The organism is Streptomyces sp. NBC_00096, assembly GCF_045041305.1.
Taxonomy (GTDB): domain Bacteria; phylum Actinomycetota; class Actinomycetes; order Streptomycetales; family Streptomycetaceae; genus Streptomyces.
In genome coordinates this window covers 980,781-999,022 of sequence record NZ_CP108221.1, presented here as the reverse complement: position 1 = coordinate 999,022, position 18,242 = coordinate 980,781, and the positions used below count along the sequence as shown (strand labels likewise).

Here is an 18,242-nt window from a genome sequence, read left to right as displayed (position 1 = left end):
TTCACATGTCACAGGTGATTGATAGGAGTCGGATCTTCCGAACTCGACGTTCCACGGACCCTGTTCGCCGCTCGGCGCTATCGTGCCGAGCGGGGACGACTGTGCGAGGGGGCGGAGCCGCGATGCGATTTCTGTTTGTGCACGGCACGGGGGTGCGGCGCGAGCGGCACGACACGCTCTTCGCGCTGGTCCGGGACCGGCTGACCGACCGGTTTCCCGGCGCGAGCGTCGACTTCTGCTTCTGGGGGGAGCGGTACGGAGCCACCCTCAGCGCCCAGGGCCGTTCGGTGCCCGGACTGCGCACCCCCGCAGGCGACTCCGGTGACGGGCCCGGCCCGGAGGACGACGGGACCGCCGAGTGGGGACTGCTGATCGCCGACCCGCTGTGCGAGCTGCGGGTACTGGCGGAAGCCGGCTGGGACACCGGGTCCGGTGACGGTGACCACGGGGACTACGGCGACTACGGCGACGGCGGCTTCGCCATGCCCGGCGTCCGGTCCGCCGGGGACGGGGTGCTGGAGCTGCTCGCCGCGGTGACCGGGGTCCCCGACGGCGGTGAACAGGCCGCGCTGCTGCTCGGTACCGGCCTGGCCGCCGGATTCCCCGCCGCCCTGGAAACCGTCGCCCGCTCCGCCGAAGCCGCCCGCGCCGGGGCCCGCGCCACCGAGCAGCCGCAGGCCCGGGAACTGGCCCTCGCCCTCGCCCGCGCCGTCACCGCCGCCGCGCTCGCCTCGGCCGGCGCCGAGGCCGACTGCACCGGAGCCGAACGCGACCGCCTCGTCGAACTGCTCACCACCCGCCTCGGCGGCGAGGCCCGGGTCCCCGGCGCCCGCGCCGCCGCGGTCCTCGGCCGCCTCGCGATGCGCGTCACCACCCAGCCGCTGCTCAACGCCTGGCGCGGCTCCCTCACCGTCGGCGCCACCCCGGCCCTCGGCGACATCCTGCGCTACCAGGCCCGGGGCGGCGGACTCCGCGCGTTCCTGCACGAGCGGATCACCGCCGAGCCGGGGCCGACCGTACTCATCGGCCACAGCCTCGGGGGCATCGCCCTCGTGGACCTCCTCGCGCTCGGGGCCGCGCGCGGCGAGCCCGTCCCCGGCGTCGAACTGCTCGTCACCGTGGGCTCGCAGGCCCCCTTCCTCCACGAACTGGGCGCACTGGCCGGGATGGCCCCGGGCACCAAGCTCCCGTACGGCTTTCCGCACTGGCTCAACGTCTACGACCGTCAGGACGTGCTCTCGTACCTCGCCGAGCCCGTCTTCCCCGGCGATCCGCGCGTCAGCGACCAGGAGATCGGCAGCCGCCAGCCCTTCCCCGCGTGCCACAGCGCCTACTGGAAACAGGACTCCCTCTACGCACGCATCGAACAGGCGGTGGCCGAAGCGGAGATCGGGTGAGTCCCTCCGGCTTCCTGCCCCCGACCCTGGGGCCCCGGCGCACCTTCGCGCTCGTCGCCGGGGTCGAGAGCTATGCCATCAGCCACCGGTGGAACCTGCGCGGACCGGCCCGCGACGCGCTGCGGTTCGCCCACTGGCTGACCGGCCCCGGAGAGGTACCGCCGGGCCACGTACGGCTGCTGCTCTCCCCGCTCGACGATCCGGACACGCTCGACTGGTCGGCCTCCGAGGGGCTGGAGGCCCTGCGCGCCACGCACCGGCCGGCGACCGAGGAGAACGTGAAATCAGTGCTCCTGAACGAACTCCCCGCCTGCGACGGCGACTTACTGCTGATCTTCTGGGCCGGACACGGCTACGTGGCGCCGAACGGCGGTGAACTGATGCTGCCCTGCGCCGACGCCCACCCCGGCCAGATCCGCCACCTCAACCTCGACTCCGCGCTGCGCTGGTGGCGCACCGACTACGTCAAGAACCGCCGCTTCCCGCTCCAGGCGGCCCTGGTGGACGCCTGCCGGGTCGACGCCCCCCGCGACGCCCGGTGGAACTTCGGCACCGTCAACTACGGTGCCGGCAACGCCGTCCCGGGGCGGCGGCAGTTCCGGCTCTACGCCTCCCGCGAGGGCGAGGCCGCGAAGAACGACGCCGAGCGCGGTGCGGGCCGCTTCACCGAAGAGCTGCTCGGGGAGCTCGGCGAACGCTCGGTGCGCGAGGCCGTCGCCGGTCTCGCCGACACCGCCCGCTCCATCCACCGCACCTTCCGGGACCTGCGCGAGCGCGGAGAGGGCTGGCAGCTCCCGCAGTTCGTCGTCGACCGGGACTGGGACGCCTCCTCCTTCCTCGACGACGACCTGCCCGGGGCGCTGCCGCCGCGCGCGGTCCGCCTCGACCAGAGCGCCTGGGACGGACTCGGAGAGCTCTTCGAGGACCGCGACCTGCCGCGATGCGCCTACGAGGCGTACCTGTGGGCCTTCAAGGCCACCGGCTGCGCGGCGCCCGTCCAGGGCGGCCTGCCCGGCGACAGCCTGCTGGAGGTGGTCCAGGACCTCGACGAGCGGCACGGCGGCCCGGGCGGGATGCCGCTCGCGGTGCCCTTCGTACGCTTCCTCGGAGAGCGGGCCGCGCCGGGCGAGGAGCGCTGGGCGGCCCGGCTGCGCGACTGGGTGCGCGCCACCCGGGAGCGCCTGGCCCTGCCCGCGCTGCCGCCCCCGCCCCCGCCGCCCCGCAGAACGGCCCTGCACGTGCGGCTGGAGTCGCCGCCGGGCGGGGAAGAGGGATTCCTGGCCCGGATGTGGCTGCGCCGGGAGGCCACCGAGCACATCTGGGAGTCGGAGGGGGAACCGGTGCGGCTGGAGGTGATCCGGGACCAGCTCGTCCGCCAACTCGGGCTGCTGGGAAGACTGCTGGGGGCCGGAGCGGAGGCCGGGCGGCCGTCCGGGGCGGTGGAGCGGATCGAGTTCCACGTGCCGTACGAGCTGCTGGACCTGGACTTCGACCAATGGCCCGTCCCGCGCGGCCCGGGCGGGCGGACCCGGGCCCTGGGCGTGCTCTACCAGGTGGTGGTGCGCTGCCCGCAGGAACGCGAGGACACCGGCGCGGAATGGCGCGGCAAATGGCGCTGGCTGTGGGCCCAGGGCGGACGGCACGCCGATGCGGTCCGGGTGGTGGCCGACGCGGAGGTGGGCGACGGGCTCGGCATGGAACTGGGCGCGGGGCCGGCGCCCGCGTGCGTACTGGCGCACACGCGCTCGGGGGCACGGACGGGAGCGGTGGTGGAGGCGGTGCTGGAGGGCGGCGTACCGGTGGCGGTCTGGCGCCGCCCCGGCGGGCCGGCCGGTCAGCCCGCGCCGCCTGGTGAGTCCGCACCTGCCGGTCCGAGCGCACCGGCAGGTCCGCCCGCGCCGGCCGATCTGCTCGCGCCCGCCGGTGACGACGGGCGACCCGACCCCGGCGCACTCGACGTGCTCGCGCTGCCCGCCCGGGTGCGGGAGGTGCGCCGGGCGGCCGCCGTCGCGGCTGCGGGCGCCCCCGACGGCAATCGGCAACAGGCCATGGGGGGAGACCGGTTGGTTCTCTTGTGGGACGATCCCGACGACACGCTCACCCTCCGGTCCCTGGCTTGAACCCGCTCCCCGGACACCGCTTCCGGACACCGGCCCCGACATCCATCCCGACACCTATTCCGACTCCCGTCCCGACTCCCGTCCCGACACCCATCCCGATCCCGATCCCGACGACCGAGCACGGCGGCAGGCCGTGACACCGACGATGGAGGCAGAGGCAGTGGTGAAGGACTGGTGGCTGTACCACGGGACCGGCGAGGCCGCCGAGCGCCGGACCAGGCTGGAGGCCGGACCGCCACCGCCCTGGCGCGATTTCATGGGCACCCCCGACCCGGGGTACGCCCCTCCCGGCCGTGAGGGGCCCGCCTGGGAACGCACCTGGCGGCGCGGCGAGGGCTACGTACCCGACGAGCCGGAGAAGGACGTGGTCAACACGGCCCTGCACCTGCGCAGGCCGCTCCTGATCACCGGAAAACCCGGCGTCGGCAAATCCACGCTCGCCTACAGCATCGCCTCCGACCTGGACCTGGGCCCCGTACTGCACTGGCCGGTCACCAGCCGGACCGTCCTGCGCGACGGCCTCTACCTGTACGACGCGATCGGCCGGCTCCAGGAGGCGGGACTGGAGCAGCTGCGCACGCCCGGCGCGCCGGGCGCCGCCGCCCTCCCGGGGGCCGCGGCCGCGGCCGGTGAGGACCCGTCCATCGCCCGCTACCTGCGCCTGGGCCCGCTCGGCACCGCGCTCCTGCCCCAGGACCGCCCGCGCGTGCTGCTCGTCGACGAGATCGACAAGAGCGACATCGACCTCCCCGGCGACCTCCTCACCGTGTTCGAGGACGGCGGCTTCGCGATCCCCGAACTGGCCCGGCTCGCCAAGGAGGCCCCCACCGTCGCCATCGGCACCGAGGACGACACGGACGCCGTCGTCCGGATCTCCCAGGGCCGGGTCCAGTGCCGGTACTTCCCGATCGTCGTCCTCACCAGCAACGGCGAACGCGATTTCCCGCCCGCCTTCCTGCGCCGCTGCGTCCGCCTCCACCTGGACCCGCCCGGCCCCGACAAGCTCGCCCGCATCGTGCGCGGCCGGCTCGGCGTGGACATCGAGAACAGCGAGGAGTACCGCGAGCTCGTCCAGAGCTTCCTCGAACGCGCCGAAGACGGGGACCTCGCCACCGACCAGCTGCTCAACGCCATCCAGCTCCGCCTGGCGGGCGCCTGGTCCGCCCCCGGGGACCGCGACCGCTTCCTCGCCACCGTCATGCACCACCTCACCGGGCCCTCCGCGTGATCGAGCGGCTCCTCGCCGCCCTGGCCGAGGGCGGTGAGGACGGCGGTCCGCCCTCCGGAGTGGGGGCGGAGGAGATCGCCGACATCCTGTGGCTCGCGACCCGGGTGGACGCGGGCCGCGAGCACCTCCAGGAGCCCACCGGGGCACCCCCGGCCGCACCGGAGCCGCCTCCGGGCGCCGAACCGGTCGACCTCGCAACGCAGTCACCGGGTGAGGGCCGGGCCGGCCGGGCCGGTGCGCGGCCGGGCGTCCAGTACTTCCCGGCGCCCGGACGGGACCCCGGCGGCCCGCCGGACCAGGCCGACCCCGCCGCCCGGGCCGGCGGGGCCGCGCCGCCCGGGGCCGCGCCGGCCCGGCGCCGCGGCACCCCGCTGCGCCTGCCGAGGGCCGCCTCGCTCGACGACCCGCTCGCCCTGATGCGCGCCCTGCGCCCCGTCGGCCGCCGCAACATCGGCGGCCCGGGGGAGGAGCTCGACGAACAGCTCACCGTGGAACGCAGCATCGAGCGCATGGTGCTCACCCCGGTCCTGCGCCCCGCCGAAAGCCGCTGGCTGGACGTGGCCCTGGTCGTCGACGCGCACCACTCGATGCTGCTCTGGGCCGATCTGGTGGAGGAGGTGCGCGGGGTCCTCACCCGCAGCGGGGTCTTCCGCGACGTGCGGACCTGGCGGCTCACGGGCACCGGCCCCGGCTCCACCCCGCTGATCACGCAGGGCCGGGACAGCGCGCCCCGCAACCCCCTCGAGCTGGCCGACCCGGCGGGCCGCCGGCTGATCCTGGTCCTCTCCGACACCGTGGCCGGCGGCTGGCGCGAAGCACCCCTGCGCGCGGTGCTCCGCCAGTGGTCGGCGCACAACGCCGTGGCCGTACTGAACGTCCTGCCCGAACGGCTCTGGACGCGCGGCGCGGTCCGGCCGGTCCCCTTCGCCGTGCGCGCGGACCGTCCCGCGGCCGCCACCCGCTCCTGGCAGCGGGTCCCGATGGCCCGGCGGGCGCGCGGGGGCGGGGCGGTGATCCCGGTCGTCGGCCTCGCTTCGGGGAGCCTGGCCCGCCTGGTGCGGGTGGTGTCCGGCGACGGCCGCTGGCGGCGTCTGGCCTGCCTGCGCCTGGACACGGAGCCGGCGCGCGAAGCGGCGTACGCCACGCCGGAGGCCCCGAAGCCCTTCCCGGACCCGCTGGAGGTGGTGGAGCGCTTCCGGGCGAGCGCCTCCCCGACCGCCCAGCGCCTGGCCGGCCACCTGGCGGCCGTACCGCTCACGCTGCCCGTGATGACCCTGGTACGCCGCTCCCTGCTGCGGGAGTCCGAGCACAGCCACCTCGCGGAGGTGGCGCTGGGCGGCCTGTTCGAGAACTGGGAGGGCGAACAGGATGCGGAGCACGCACAGTTCGAGTTCCTTCCGGGCGTGCGCGAAGCACTGCTCGGATCGCAGCTGCGCGGTGACGTGGCCGCCGTACGGGAGCTGGTGCGGCGGCGCGTGTGGGAGTACATGTCCCGCAACCGCGGCACCGGCCGGGACTTCACGGCGATCCGCCTCACGCCCCGGGGCGGGGGACGCCGCGAACTGCCCCCCGAAGCCATGCCGTTCGCCGCGTCATCCGGGCCCGGCGGGGGGCTTGCCGATCTGGTGGTACGGGTGCGCTTCGAGCCGCAGCGGGAGTCGCAGGCAGTCGGCGTACTGCTGTCGCCCCGGCTGGTCCTGACGGTCGGTGAGGCAGCACAGAGCCCGCGTACGAACGCGGTCGCCTGGGTCCGCGTCGGGGACCAGGAGCACCTCTGCTACCCGGCGTGGGGGGACGGGGCGGCGCCCCAGGTGCTCCTGCTGGTGTCCGAGGTGGACCTCGTGAACCCGGCGGACTGGACGGAGCCGGACTGGGCGGAGGGGTTCGCCGCACCGGGGGAGCACCTCGTCGTGGACGGTTCCACCGATCAGGGCGAGCCGACGGCGCTGACCGGCGAAGTCCTCCCGTACGACGGGGAGCGCAACGGGGAGCTCGTCCAGCTCTCCGCGGAACCGGAGGTCTGGACCCTCTACGCGGGCTCCCCGGTCTCCCGTGACGGCCGGCTGGCCGGCATCGTGCACACGGTGCTCACGGACCGGATGGTGTTCCTGACGGGACAGGCGCTGCGCGAACAGCCGGGCTTCCGCGAGGTCATGGCCACGCACGCACGCCGGCGCGCCGATGAGTCCGGGGTCTGCCTGGCGGTACGGCCCCACCTGTTCACGGGGCCGATCGGCTGGAGCCTGGGAGAGGCGGTCGACGAGCTCCTCATGGAGGCCATGGCGGACTCCGGGGTGAGCGGGGTGGTGGCCGCGCACGAGGAAGGCCTGCACATCGCGGTGCTGGCCGACCCGGGCGCTCTGGGGAAGGCGGGGCTGCTGCTGTCCGCGCTTCCCGCCGCCCTGTCACGGCTGCGCGCGGGCGCGGGCGAGTGGGAAGTCGCCCTGGCGGTGGCCGTGTCCGGGGGCGCGTTCACGGTGGACGGGGAAGGGTTGCACGGTCCGGCGGCGGACGAGGCCCTGGGGCTGGTCCGCCGCGCGGAGATCACCGAGCGGCTGAACGGGGCCCGAGTGCCGGGGGCGGTCCTCCCCGTGACGGGCGTCTCGCTGGGTGACGTCAGCGAGCTGGGATCCCTCGCGCTCGAACCGCTGTACGCGGACGCTGACGTGGACCTGGGCCTGTACGCGGACGCGGATCTGGACCAGGACGAGGACGCCGACCAGGACGAGGGCCAGGACGCGCGCCCGGACCAGGGCCAGGAGGCGGACCGGGGCGGGGACCAGGACCGGGACCGGGAGCCGCAGGGCTGGATCTGTGCCGGGGGAGCCGTCGAGGTCGGGCGGGCCTTGATCGATGCCGAGCTGAGGATCGACGACCCGGTCGCCGACCTGGCCGTCGACTGGCCGCGGTGCGGCCACGCGAGCACGACGGCGGGGCCGGGCGGGTGCACCGGCATTCGCCTGCCGGACCGCCGGCGCTGCCTGGCGCATCTGACGGCTTCGGACCAGGAGGCGTACCTCGGGACACTGCGGCCGGGTTCGGACGTGGACCTGCGGGGCACCACCTTCGCCGGCGGGCTGCTCGAACGCCTGCTGGCGGCGATGCGCGACCCGCAGACGGGGCACGTACGGATGCGGCGCGCGCTGTTCGACCGCGCACGTCTCGCCGAGGACTGGGCGGCGGTGGGTGGTGAGTTCGAGGGCCGCGCCTCCTTCGACCGGGCCGTCTTCGAAGGTCAGGCGGTGTTCGACGCGGTCCACTTCAAGGGGAGCGCCTCCTTCGGGCGGACCGTCTTCCGGCGTGGTGCGACCTTCGACAGCGGGGTGTTCGACCGTGAAGCGCGTTTCATCAGGGCGGACTTCGGTGGCAACGCGGGCTTCACGGAGGCGGTGTTCGCCCAGGGTCTCGACATGGCCCGGGCCGAAGTGTGGGACAGGGCACGGATGAGTCGGATGCGGGTGCGGGGTGCGGCCGACCTCTCGCACGCGGTCTTCCACGGCCGCAGCGAGTGGAGGTGGACCACCTTCCTGGGGCCCGCCTCCTTCGCGTCCACCGTATGGGGCGCCGAGCTCCTGTTCGACCAGGTCCGCTTCGAGGGCCGGACCTCCTTCGACCACGCCACCTTCGGCGCCCCGGCACTCTTCAAGGGGACGGTCTTCGCGGGCCGGGCGACCTTCGCCGGGGCCGACTTCGCGGAATACGGCGAGTTCACGAACACGACCTTCGCGGATCCCGCGGGGCTCCCCGGTCCGTGGCGGCCGCTGCTGCCGCCGTCGGGCGCGGCGACGTTCCGTACGGGCGGACCCGAGGACCGGCCCGAAGACTGACCCGACTACCGGCCCGACTACCGGCCCGAGGACCGGCCCGATGGCGGCGCCGGGAGCGGCGCCGCTCCCGGGCTGTGACCGGCCCGCCGCTCCGGCGGCTCAGCCGCTCCGGCGGAGCAGGAAGAACAGGCTGGGGCCGAAGTTGAGGGCGGCCAGCGGGCTCTGCACCCGCTGCTCGACGGCCAGCAGGCGTTCCTCGCCCACGCTCCGCTTCAGCCGGCCGCTGCGCATGTTGGACACCGAGAGCTTGTCCTCGACGCGCAGCCCGGCTTCGGTGAACTGCCGTACGACGGTGTCGGGATGGTGGTTGACGAAGGGGATGCTGCCCTCGGCGACCTTCTCGGCGGAGCGGATGTCCACCGGCCCGCGCGGAACGCCGCGCAGCCGCTTCGCGTAGCGCAGCTTGTTCAGCATGTGCGCGGAGTTGGCCACTTCGATCAGGGCGCGGGCGCCGGGCTTCAGCACGCGCGCGATCTCGCGCAGCGTGGAGCCGGGGTCGGGCAGGTGGTGCATGACGCGCACCATGGAGACGAGATCGACCGATCCGTCGTCCAGCGGCAGGTGCCCGGGGTGCATGAGGTGCGCCGTGACCCCGGGATGACCGGCCAGCAGCCGCTCGGCGATGCCGACGTGCTTCGCGCTCGGGTCGAACATCATGACCCGGTCCGCGTACTCCTTCAGGACCGGGCTCAACCGCCCGAAGCCGCCCCCCACTTCGCAGACGAGCCCGTACCGGGTGCCGTCGCCGCGGGCGATCAGCCGTTTGACCGCGGCTATCTCCGCCGCGTGTTCGTAGTCGCGCCCCTGCCAGTAGGCGACGTAGTCCTCCGACTCGTCGTCGTACTGGTCGCCCCGTACCTCACCGTTGTCCATGCGCAGCCCCCAGACGCGGATCCCGGATGCGGATCAAGGCGCATCATCTCGACGGATCCGGGGGGGAAGCAACGGATCCGGAGCATGGTGCATACACGAACTGGCGCATACACGAACTGGTGCGTACGCGAACTGCGGCACGCGCGAACCGGCGCCCACCTGAACCCCCGGGTGCGGGACCGGCCACCGGCCGGCCCCGCACCCGGGAGGAGAGCCGGGGTCAGGCGGTGGGCGGTACCCGCACCGGGCGTCCCGCACCGCGGGTCAGGCGGTGGCCGCCGATGCCCGCGAGAGCGGCGAGCAGTCCGCCGGCCGCAGTCCAGAGCCACCGGTCGGACCACCAAGTGCCGGACCAGCCGTCGGCCGGCGCGATGCCGGAGGCCGTACCGGCGGCCGGGACGAGCGGTACGGCCAGGGCGTCGTCGGCCGCGTACGCGCCGCCGACGTCCGTGGACTCGGCCCGCAGGCGCGCCCGTACCGGCTGGCCGAGGTCCTCCGGCGCCAGGTCGGTGACCGTGAGCCGGACGTAATAGGCGCCGGGCAGGGGGTCGTTGGCCCACTGGTCGGCGCCCGAACGGACCGGGCGCAGGGTGCAGGACAGGTCGACGGTGGCGGCGTCCTTGGCGGCCGTACCGGTCTGCGTCCCGTACGTGCAGGGCTGGCGGCGGCGCAGGCCGTCGTAGACGTCGAGCTGCCACGTGGAGGAGGAATGGCGGCCGGTCGCGGCGGGCAGGGTGACCGAGGCCCGGACGGTGGCGCGCTGCCCGGAGTCCAGGGGGAGCACCCAGTAGAGGTAGTCACCGGTGGAGGCGTCGGCCGTGGCCTCCTGGCCCAACCGGACCGGCGTGGCGGTGCGGAAGGCCGTGCCGGCCTCGGTCGGTCCCCCGGCGCCCGCGCTGCCGCTCGGGCTCGGAGCCGGCGAGGCCGCCACGCCGAGCAGGCCGCCGCCCACGAGCAGGGCGGCGGTCAGCAGGCGCCGTACGGATCGTCGTTCACGTCTCAGGGCACTCATCAGTTGGTCCTCCAGACCGCGATACGCCAGCGGGAGACCCAGCCCCACACCAGACCGGCCAGGAAACCGGTGAGCACCAGCACGCCGAGCAGCCACCAGCCGCGCCCGAGGCCGAAGGCGGCCACGTCGGTGGCCCGGTCCGGGCCCTCCACCACGTCGATGGTCAGCTCCACGGGCATGCCCGGGGTGGTCTTGACGGAGGCGGGCGCCGAGAAGGAGTTGCTGACCTGCAGGCACACGATCTCCGCGGGCTCCTCGTCGTCCCCGCTCCCGGCCTTCGGATAGCGCAGCCCGGACGAGATCAGATCGGTACGCCCGTCACCGGCCTCCTGACCGCGTACGATCTCCCGCCCGCTCTGTGTCGTGGCGCGCAGCAGGATGCCGTAGTCGTTGTTCACCGCGCGGTCGGCCCCGATGCTCACCGAGGCGCGCAGCTCCCGGCCGGGCGGTACGGAGACCCGGTACCAGCGGTGCTCCCCGAAGCTCTCGCGGTCGCTGTAGAGACCCGGCTTCAACTCCGGTGCTCCCGCGCACTGCTTGGCGCCCTCGGCTGCGACCGGATTGACCACCGGAGTGGCTGCCCGGTCTACCAATTGCCGTACTCTGCCCGAGAGTTCGGCGGTGTGCTGCACGGAGGTGTAAGTGCCGCCCGTGGCCTCGGCGATGCAGATCAGCTGGTTGCGGGTCTTGGCGTCGGGGACGAGCCCGAGCGTGTCGATGACCAGGTGGATCCCCTGGGCGGCGATGTCCCGGGCCACTTCGCACGGATCGAGCGGGGCGCAGGTGTCCTCGCCGTCGGTGATGAGCACGATCCGCCGGGTGGCGTCCCCGCCCTTGAGGTCCTCGGCGGCCCCGAGCAGCGCCGGCCCGATGGGCGTCCATCCGGTGGGGGCGAGCGTCGCCACCGCCGTCTTGGCCTCGGTCCGGTTCAGGGGGCCGACCGGGTAGAGCTGCTTGGTGTCCTTGCAGCCCAGGTTCTTGTCCTGGCCCGGGTAGTTGGCGCCGAGGGTGCGTATCCCGAGCCGCACCTCGTCGGGCACCGCGTCCAGCACCTCGTTGAACGCCTGTTTCGCGGCCGACATCCGGGACTGCCCGTCAATGTCCGTGGCGCGCATCGAGCCGCTGACGTCCAGCACCAACTCGACCTTGGGCGCTTCCTTCGCCACCGGCTCACCGGCGGCGGCACCTGCCGGGAACAACCCGGCAGCCAGGGTGACGAGCAGGCCGCAGGCACCGGCCGTCACCCATCTTCTAGTGATCATCGCCGGATCGTATTGGGGTTCCCCGCACCTACCAAACCGGGGCCGCGTGGGAGCGCCCCGGCGGGGAAGCGGCAGGTCCGGATCGGCTAGGGGGCCGACGCCGGGGCGAGGGTGCCGGCGAACAGCCCGCGCAGCGTGTGGAACCCGGCCGTCAGCCAGGCCAGTACGAGGAACACGTACAGCCCGCCGGCCAGCCAGGCGCAGGCGGTCAGTCCGGTGTGCCGCGCCAGCCCCGCCGCGCCGGTGACGCAGGTGCCGACGGGGAAGGTCAGCGCCCACCAGGTCATCGAGAACCCCATGCCCTGCTGGCGGGCGCGCAGGACCACCGCGCACGCCAGCGCGAACCAGAGCAGCGCGAACCCCATCGTCGGCACTCCGTAGAGCACCGCGAGCATCCTGAAGCCCTCGGCGTAGGGGGCCGGGAGCACGTGCGGTGCGGTATCGGCGAAGTTGTTCACCGCCGTCGTGGACTGCCCCAGCGGGCCGAGCACCAGGAAGAGCGTGGGCGCCAGGGCGAGGGGCAGCCGCGGGCCCGCCAGCAGCCGTGCGAAGACGATGGGGAGCAGGAACATCGTCGCGAGCAGGCTCAGGCCGAACATCGCGTAGCAGCCCAGGAGCAGCGCCTGCTGCCACTGGCCGGCCGGCAGGTGCGGGACCAGCAGCGGTCCGAGTGCGGCGGAGACCATCGGCGCGACCACGGGCAGGATCCACACGGGGGAGGCACTGCCCGGCTTCAGCTCGTGGCGCGCCGCCATCAGGAAGGGGATGGCGGCCGCGACGAGCAGCCCGACCGCCGTCCCGGCGGTGAACAGCGCCGTGTCCACGGCCACGGCGGCGCCCGGGCCGATCCAGTCCTTCCCGACCAGCATCGTGCCGCCGCCCACCGCCAGGAGCGCCATGGAGAGGCATCCGTAGAACGGGGCCATCGTCGGGTCGAGCAGATGGGCGCGCGCCTGGTCGCCGTGGCGGGCCCAATGGACCGTCCGGGTGAGGAGCAGCACCGCCAGCATCACCGCGGACAGGGCCCAGACCACGGCGCACGCCGTGCGCATCCCCGGGACGTGCCAGGGGAGTGCCACGCCGGCGTTGGCGACGATGGCGGTACCCATCACGCTGGCGTACCAGTTCGGGCCGAGGTGCCGCACGCGCGAGCCCTTGGAGCCGGTCGCGGGGCGGATCGCGGAGCGCGTCCGGGCAGATGCAGCCATGCCTCCACGGTGCCCCGCCGCCACCGGCCCGACCATTCGGGACCGGCGTGGCTCACACCAGCACCCCGGAGAAGAACATCGCCCCCAGCAACGCGTACTGCGCCGAACAGCAGGCCAGCAGTGGCACCTGAACCCATCGGGACATGCGCCCGACCAGTACGAGCCCGACGAACATCTGCGCGTGGTTCCGGTACCACGACATTTCCGCGCCAGCGACGAACGGCAGGAAGAAGACGGCCACCGTCAGGATCAGGGCGGCCCATTCCGCGACGTCGAGCCGACGGTTCCGGACGAGCAGGACCGCGGCGGTCGCCAGTACGAGCAGGACGAACGCACCGTTCAGCCAGAGCTGGACCCGGTGCGCGGCGAGAGCGTGCTCCACCAGCCACGGCAGGTGGCCCTTGGGCCGGTACCAGTCGCTGAACGGGATGGCGTAGGACTTCACCATCTCGTCGAACGGCTGCCGCACGTCACCCTGCCCGTAGCTGGCCCGCTGGATGACCTCGTACGCGTTCCAGCGGTCCGTCGCCTGCCACATGAGCCATCTGGCCCAGAGCATGCCGCAGCCGGCGAGAGCCGCCGAGGACATGGCCTTCGCGCACCGCACCGGCCACGTGTCCCCCTGCCACGCGAAGAACGCGCTCAGCAGCAGCATGCCGACGGCGACGGCGCCGACGGGGTAACAGGAGGTCGCCACGAAACCCCCGGCACCGGCGATCGCCCACGACCCGCGCTTCACTCCGGCGATGCAGACGAGCAGCGCCAGGGTTCCGGCGGCGACCGGAAACATCGCGTGGAAATAGACCCCGCCCGGGAATACCGCGCCAATGGCGAGGGTAAGTCCGGTGGACCAGGTGAGCCGGGACCCGAGCAGCCACCACAACACCGCGAACATGCCGAACAACGACGCTTCGGTGACGAGGACGGCGGATATCTCAAAGGAGAACCCGGTGGAGGAAATGGCCCGGACGGCCATGGGGTATCCGGGGAACCAGGCGACGTTCCCGCACATGACATCGCGGAAATCCGGGTACCGCTCCCGGCACCGGAACATTTCGTAGCCGGTCTTGGCGATGGACAGGTAGTGCTCGGAATCCCAGCGTCGGCGTCCGCCGGTGGACCAGTAGGCCACCTTGGACCCATCACCGGCCACGGACGCCTTCGCGACCAGCCAGGTGACGAGGTTCGCGATCAGCCACGCGACGGCCGGCGACAGCAGTCTGCGGCGGCCCTCCGCCAGTAGGTCAGCCATCAGCGGCCACGGACCGGGGGAATTCCCGAAGCTCACTGAATACGTGGAATTCGATCATCGCCGACTCCGCGCTCGTCTCGTCGGTGAGCTCGGTGGACCGCGGCATGGCAGCCCGCGTCCCGGGCCACGGCCGGCGGCAGAGCCCCGCTGACCGCGGGCCCGCGTTCGTCCACCCGCACGGGTGCCGTGCCTCCCGATCAGTCTGGCGACCCCCACGCAAACCCGCACCCGGAGCCACCCATCCGGCGCACCGGCCCCCGCCCCGCCGATCTTGAGGACCGGCGGACTGCTGTCCGTCACGGTGTGATCCTCCGAGGTCTACGAGATCCGCACGGCTTCGCGAAGTCTGCGGCCGTCCTGCGTCCCCGGCCTGGTCCGTGGCGGGCCGGGTGCCCGGGTCGGGGTGGGAGGGGTCAGGGTTTTGGGTGCTGGTGGAGGGTGGCTGCCAGGAGGTGGGAGTCGAGGAGGGAGACGTCTGCCGTCCTGTCCGCCCGGGCGTAGCCGGACAGCATCCGTTTGGTCAGGACGAGGGCTTCGGGTGAGCGTCGGGCCAGGGGCCTGGTCCAGGAATCGATCGCCCTGTCCAGCTGGTCGAGCGGGGCGGTCCGGTGGAGCAGGCCGATGCGGTGGGCCGTGGCGGCGTCGAAGACGTCGCAGGTGAGCATGAGTTCGCGAATTCTGGAGACGCCGGCCTCGGAGACCAGGCGTCCCATCGCCCCGCCCCACGCCGGCGGCAGCCCTATGCCGACCTCTGGCATGCGGAAGCGGCTGGTGTCGGCACCGGCGCGCAGATCGCAGAACGCGGCGAGGGCGAGACCCGCGCCGATGACCCGCCCGTGCAGCCGGGCGATGGTGACCGCGTGGGTGTTCTCCAGGGCCTGGCACAGGCGGTGCGCCTTGTCGGCGATGCGCCGCAGGCCCACTCCGGACGGGTCGGCGGCCAGTGCCTCCTGGTACTCGTCGCGGTCGGCGCCCAGGCAGAAGTCCGTACCCAGTGACGACAGCGTCAGGATCCGGATGTCGGGTCTCTCGTGGAGGTCGTCGAGCAGGTTGGTGAGGTCGTCGAGGACCGCGGCGTCCAACGTGTCCTCCTGTCCCCAGGGGTTGAGGCGGACATGGAGTACGGGGCCGTCCTGCTCTGCGCGTATCGCCTTGGGAGCGGTCCGGGCGGGTGCGAGAGCGTGCGTGGGGGTGGGGGTGGGCGTGGGGGTGGGGGCGGGGATGGGAGTGGGGGGCGCGTCGGTCATGCGAGGGCTACGTCCAGGTTCAGCAGGCGCCGGAACGCCACACGGGGCGCCATCGACGGGGGGCGTACGAGGGTCAGGCGGGGAAGGCGCCGGATCAGCCGGCGGAGGAGGGTCTGGGCTTCGAGGCGGGCCAGCGGGGCGCCGAGGCAGTAGTGGATGCCGCCGCTGAACGCGAGGTGGTCGGGGGTGCGTTCGGGGTCGAACCGGTCCGCGTCGGCGTGCCTGGCCGGGTCCCGGTGCGCCGCTCCGATCATGAGGTGGACCATCTCGTCGCGGCGGATCTCGAGGCCGCCCAGCACGGAGTCCTGTGATGCGACCCTGCTGATCACGTGGGTGGGCGGGTCGTAGCGGAGCGTCTCCTCCACGAAACCGGGTACGAGGTCCGGGTTGCCGGCGACCATGTCCCAGCGTTCCGGGCTTTCGACGAGCCGGAGCGTCATCGTCGAGAGGAGGGTCGCGGTGGTCTCCAGGGCGGCCAGCAGGACGAACAGCACCAGGAAGTAGACGGCCTCGTCGGCCTTGTCCCGGTCGGGCTCGATCGCGTCCCACGTCCGGATCCACCGGGTGACGGGGTCATCGCCGGGGTGGGAGCGTCGGTCCCGTACCAAGTCCGTGAAATAACTGCGGAGTTCGGCAGTCGCCGTGTCGGACAGGGCCAGTTGGCTGGCAGACGGCAACAGCTCCTGGGTGAATACCTGATCGTGTGTCAGTTGTCGCAGCGTGGGCCAGTCGGCCTTCGGCAGCCCGAGCCAGTCACCTATGGTGGCCACCGGCAGCTCCTCGCAGACGAGCTCCGAGAAGTCTGCCTCGCCGGTGCGTATTCGCTCGGTGAAGGCGTCGAGGAGTTGATCCGCGGTCCGGCCCACATTGCGGCCGATGCGCTCCACCGAGGCCCGGTCGAAGGTGCCCGCCGCCCGCCGCACCCTGGTGTGGTCCGGTGGGTTGAGTGCGGCGAGCGTGTTGCTCATCTCGCGTGAGGAGGGCGCGGTCCAGCGCGTCCCGGGCCCCTGGCGCTCCCGCCATCGCCTGTCCGGCTCCAGCCATTGCCGGCTGCGCAGGACCTGGTCGCAGGCGGCGAAGCCCGTCACGGCGAAGCCGCCCCAGGGGGCGGGGACCGCATCGCCCCGCAAGAGGAGTTCGGCGTATATCGGAAAGGGGTCGGCCTGCCCTTCTCCCGTCCGCAGACGGGAGAAGAGGGAGGCGGACTCCCGGCGGTCGTACGACGGAATTGCGGTAACCCCCATAACGGCGGCTCCTTTCTGAGAATCAGCCGCCATGCATACCCGCATGATCGTTAGGGCACCCACTACCACTGAGTACTCAGGGGGTTACCAGAATCACATTCGTCACACTTGCCTCACTCGCCCCTGGTCCACGCCAGGAAGCGGCTGAACAGGCCGCCCTTGGACTGCGGCGCGGCAGCGGCATTCGTACGCGAGGATCCCGAGGATCCCGAGGATCCCGAGAGCCCCGAGAGCCCCGGGAGCCCCGAGGGTCCGGCCTTGGAGGGTGCGGAGGCGGCCGTCTGCTGCTGGAGCGGCTGGTGGCCCCCGTTCGATCCGGCCGTCCCGGCCGTCCCGGCTGCTCCGGCTGCCTGGGGAACGGCCCTCGGGGTGAAGCGGATCGGGAGGGTGACCAGCGAGCGGCTCCACGGACTCGGCGTCCAGGTGAGCGCCTTGAACGGGACGCGCAGCTCCACGTCGAGGAGCTGGTTGAGCAGTACCTCGACGGCGGTTACGGCGATCATGAAAGCCGGGTCCTTGGCGGGGCAGGCGTGCGGGCCCGCTCCGAACGCCAAGTGCGCCTTGGCGCTGAGCTGTTCACGGTGTTCGGTCAGCTTCGGGTCGGTGTTGGCCGCGGCGAACGAGATGAGGACCGGGTCGTTGGCCCGGACCACCCTGCCGCCGAGCTCGACGTCGTGAGTCGGGTAGTGGGCCGCGTAGTTGGCGATCGGCGCGTAGTTCCAGAGGGTCTGGGAGACCGCGTCCTCGACCGGGAGGCCGACCTGCCAGTCCTCTCCGAGGTACAGGGCGCTACTGGTGCCGATGGCCGCGGCCAGCGGCGCCGTGCCACCGGAGAGCAGGGTGACGAGCTGGTGCAGCACCTCCTCGTCGCTCAGCTGGGCCGGGTGCTCCATCAGACGCGTCGTCAGGTCGTCCGTCGGGCGCCGCCGCTTGAGGTCGATCAGCTCGGTGAGCGCCCCGCCGAGCACCTCGTCGGCCCCGGGGGTTCCCTCGAAGATGCCGCTGATGCCGGCGATCACGCGGTCGCCGATCTCGGGCGGGCAGCCGAACAGGTCGCTGAAGACCAGCAGGGGCAGCGGCTGGGCGTACTCGGCCATCAGTTCCGCCTGGCCGCGGATGTCGGTACTGAACTGGCTGATCAGGTAGTTGGCGGACTGCTGTGTCTGCCTGATGAGCTGGTGCTCGTTGACCGTGGCGAGACTGTCGGTGACGGCCCGGCGCAGTCGGGCATGTGCCGCACCGTCACTGAAGAGCGCGTTGGGGCGGTAGCCCATCATGGGCAGTGCCGGGCTGTCGGCCGGGATGCGCCCTTCGTTGAGGGCGTTCCAGCGGCGGGAGTCGCGCACGAAGGAGGCGGGGTTCTGCAGGACGTACAGAGCGGCGTCGTAGCTCGTGACGAGCTCGGCCTGGACGTCGGGGGCGATGTCCACGGGCGCGCTGAGACCGAACGACCGCAGCTGTGCGTAGTGGCTGTCGGGGTCGGCTCCGAACGACGGGCCGTACATCTGGACGTTCCCGTGCGCAGGGCAGCCGGGGGGTATCTCCTGCGGGTCAAGTCGCTGATGCATTCCT

At 73.0% G+C, this 18,242-nt stretch carries 12 protein-coding genes; 4 read left to right on the top strand and 8 right to left on the bottom strand.

Annotated features, from left to right (window positions below; genetic code table 11):
- Positions 1–122: 122 nt before the first annotated feature.
- From OG904_RS04345 to OG904_RS04330, 4 genes are all read left to right on the top strand, one after another.
- Entirely contained in the window at positions 123–1,397 is a 1,275-nt protein-coding gene (locus tag OG904_RS04345) for a hypothetical protein (protein WP_405487539.1), read from the top strand.
- Positions 1,394–3,517 (top strand): hypothetical protein, encoded by a 2,124-nt coding sequence (locus tag OG904_RS04340; protein ID WP_405487537.1) that lies wholly within the window; start codon positions 1,394–1,396, stop codon positions 3,515–3,517. Before OG904_RS04345 ends, OG904_RS04340 begins: the two co-directional genes overlap by 4 nt.
- A 145-nt stretch (positions 3,518–3,662) precedes the next feature.
- Complete coding sequence (locus OG904_RS04335) at positions 3,663–4,745, top strand: AAA family ATPase (RefSeq protein ID WP_405487535.1); 1,083 nt, start codon at positions 3,663–3,665, stop codon at positions 4,743–4,745.
- Positions 4,742–8,572 (top strand): SAV_2336 N-terminal domain-related protein, encoded by a 3,831-nt coding sequence (locus OG904_RS04330; protein WP_405487533.1) that lies wholly within the window; start codon positions 4,742–4,744, stop codon positions 8,570–8,572. The genes OG904_RS04335 and OG904_RS04330 overlap by 4 nt, the downstream gene beginning before the upstream one ends.
- Positions 8,573–8,671: 99 nt before the next feature.
- Here the strand turns inward: OG904_RS04330 and OG904_RS04325 are convergent, their stop codons facing one another.
- The 8 genes from OG904_RS04325 to OG904_RS04290 form a co-directional block, all read right to left on the bottom strand.
- On the bottom strand, positions 8,672–9,445 hold the full coding sequence (locus OG904_RS04325; protein ID WP_405487531.1) for a class I SAM-dependent methyltransferase: 774 nt from the start codon (positions 9,443–9,445) through the stop codon (positions 8,672–8,674).
- 220 nt (positions 9,446–9,665) lie between these two features.
- On the bottom strand, positions 9,666–10,457 hold the full coding sequence (locus OG904_RS04320) for a hypothetical protein (protein WP_405487529.1): 792 nt from the start codon (positions 10,455–10,457) through the stop codon (positions 9,666–9,668).
- The gene (locus OG904_RS04315) at positions 10,457–11,719 is read right to left on the bottom strand and encodes a VWA domain-containing protein (protein WP_405487527.1); all 1,263 of its coding nucleotides are present in this window, start codon (positions 11,717–11,719) and stop codon (positions 10,457–10,459) included. The genes OG904_RS04320 and OG904_RS04315 overlap by 1 nt, the downstream gene beginning before the upstream one ends.
- 86 nt (positions 11,720–11,805) lie before the next feature.
- Entirely contained in the window at positions 11,806–12,927 is a 1,122-nt protein-coding gene (locus OG904_RS04310) for a TDT family transporter (RefSeq protein WP_405487525.1), read from the bottom strand.
- 52 nt (positions 12,928–12,979) lie between these two features.
- Positions 12,980–14,179: a hypothetical protein gene (locus OG904_RS04305; protein ID WP_405487523.1), complete on the bottom strand. Its 1,200-nt coding sequence runs from the start codon at positions 14,177–14,179 to the stop codon at positions 12,980–12,982.
- A 413-nt stretch (positions 14,180–14,592) separates the two neighbouring features.
- Positions 14,593–15,426, bottom strand: coding sequence for an enoyl-CoA hydratase/isomerase family protein (locus OG904_RS04300; protein WP_405487521.1), 834 nt, complete (start codon positions 15,424–15,426; stop codon positions 14,593–14,595).
- On the bottom strand, positions 15,423–16,670 hold the full coding sequence (locus OG904_RS04295) for a cytochrome P450 (protein ID WP_405487519.1): 1,248 nt from the start codon (positions 16,668–16,670) through the stop codon (positions 15,423–15,425). The genes OG904_RS04300 and OG904_RS04295 overlap by 4 nt, the downstream gene beginning before the upstream one ends.
- A 113-nt stretch (positions 16,671–16,783) precedes the next feature.
- Positions 16,784–18,238 (bottom strand): cytochrome P450, encoded by a 1,455-nt coding sequence (locus tag OG904_RS04290; RefSeq protein WP_405487517.1) that lies wholly within the window; start codon positions 18,236–18,238, stop codon positions 16,784–16,786.
- Positions 18,239–18,242 lie beyond the last annotated feature (4 nt).

Bases quoted from the DNA above. Each gene is read 5' to 3' on its own strand.
- OG904_RS04345 (WP_405487539.1), top strand. From the start codon at position 123: ATGCGATTTCTGTTTGTGCACGGCACGGGGGTGCGGCGCGAGCGGCAC.
- OG904_RS04335 (WP_405487535.1), top strand. From the start codon at position 3,663: ATGGAGGCAGAGGCAGTGGTGAAGGACTGGTGGCTGTACCACGGGACC.
- OG904_RS04325 (WP_405487531.1), bottom strand. From the start codon at position 9,445: ATGGACAACGGTGAGGTACGGGGCGACCAGTACGACGACGAGTCGGAG.
- OG904_RS04320 (WP_405487529.1), bottom strand. From the start codon at position 10,457: ATGAGTGCCCTGAGACGTGAACGACGATCCGTACGGCGCCTGCTGACC.
- OG904_RS04315 (WP_405487527.1), bottom strand. From the start codon at position 11,719: ATGATCACTAGAAGATGGGTGACGGCCGGTGCCTGCGGCCTGCTCGTC.
- OG904_RS04310 (WP_405487525.1), bottom strand. From the start codon at position 12,927: ATGGCTGCATCTGCCCGGACGCGCTCCGCGATCCGCCCCGCGACCGGC.
- OG904_RS04305 (WP_405487523.1), bottom strand. From the start codon at position 14,179: ATGGCTGACCTACTGGCGGAGGGCCGCCGCAGACTGCTGTCGCCGGCC.
- OG904_RS04300 (WP_405487521.1), bottom strand. From the start codon at position 15,426: ATGACCGACGCGCCCCCCACTCCCATCCCCGCCCCCACCCCCACGCCC.
- OG904_RS04295 (WP_405487519.1), bottom strand. From the start codon at position 16,670: ATGGGGGTTACCGCAATTCCGTCGTACGACCGCCGGGAGTCCGCCTCC.
- OG904_RS04290 (WP_405487517.1), bottom strand. From the start codon at position 18,238: ATGCATCAGCGACTTGACCCGCAGGAGATACCCCCCGGCTGCCCTGCG.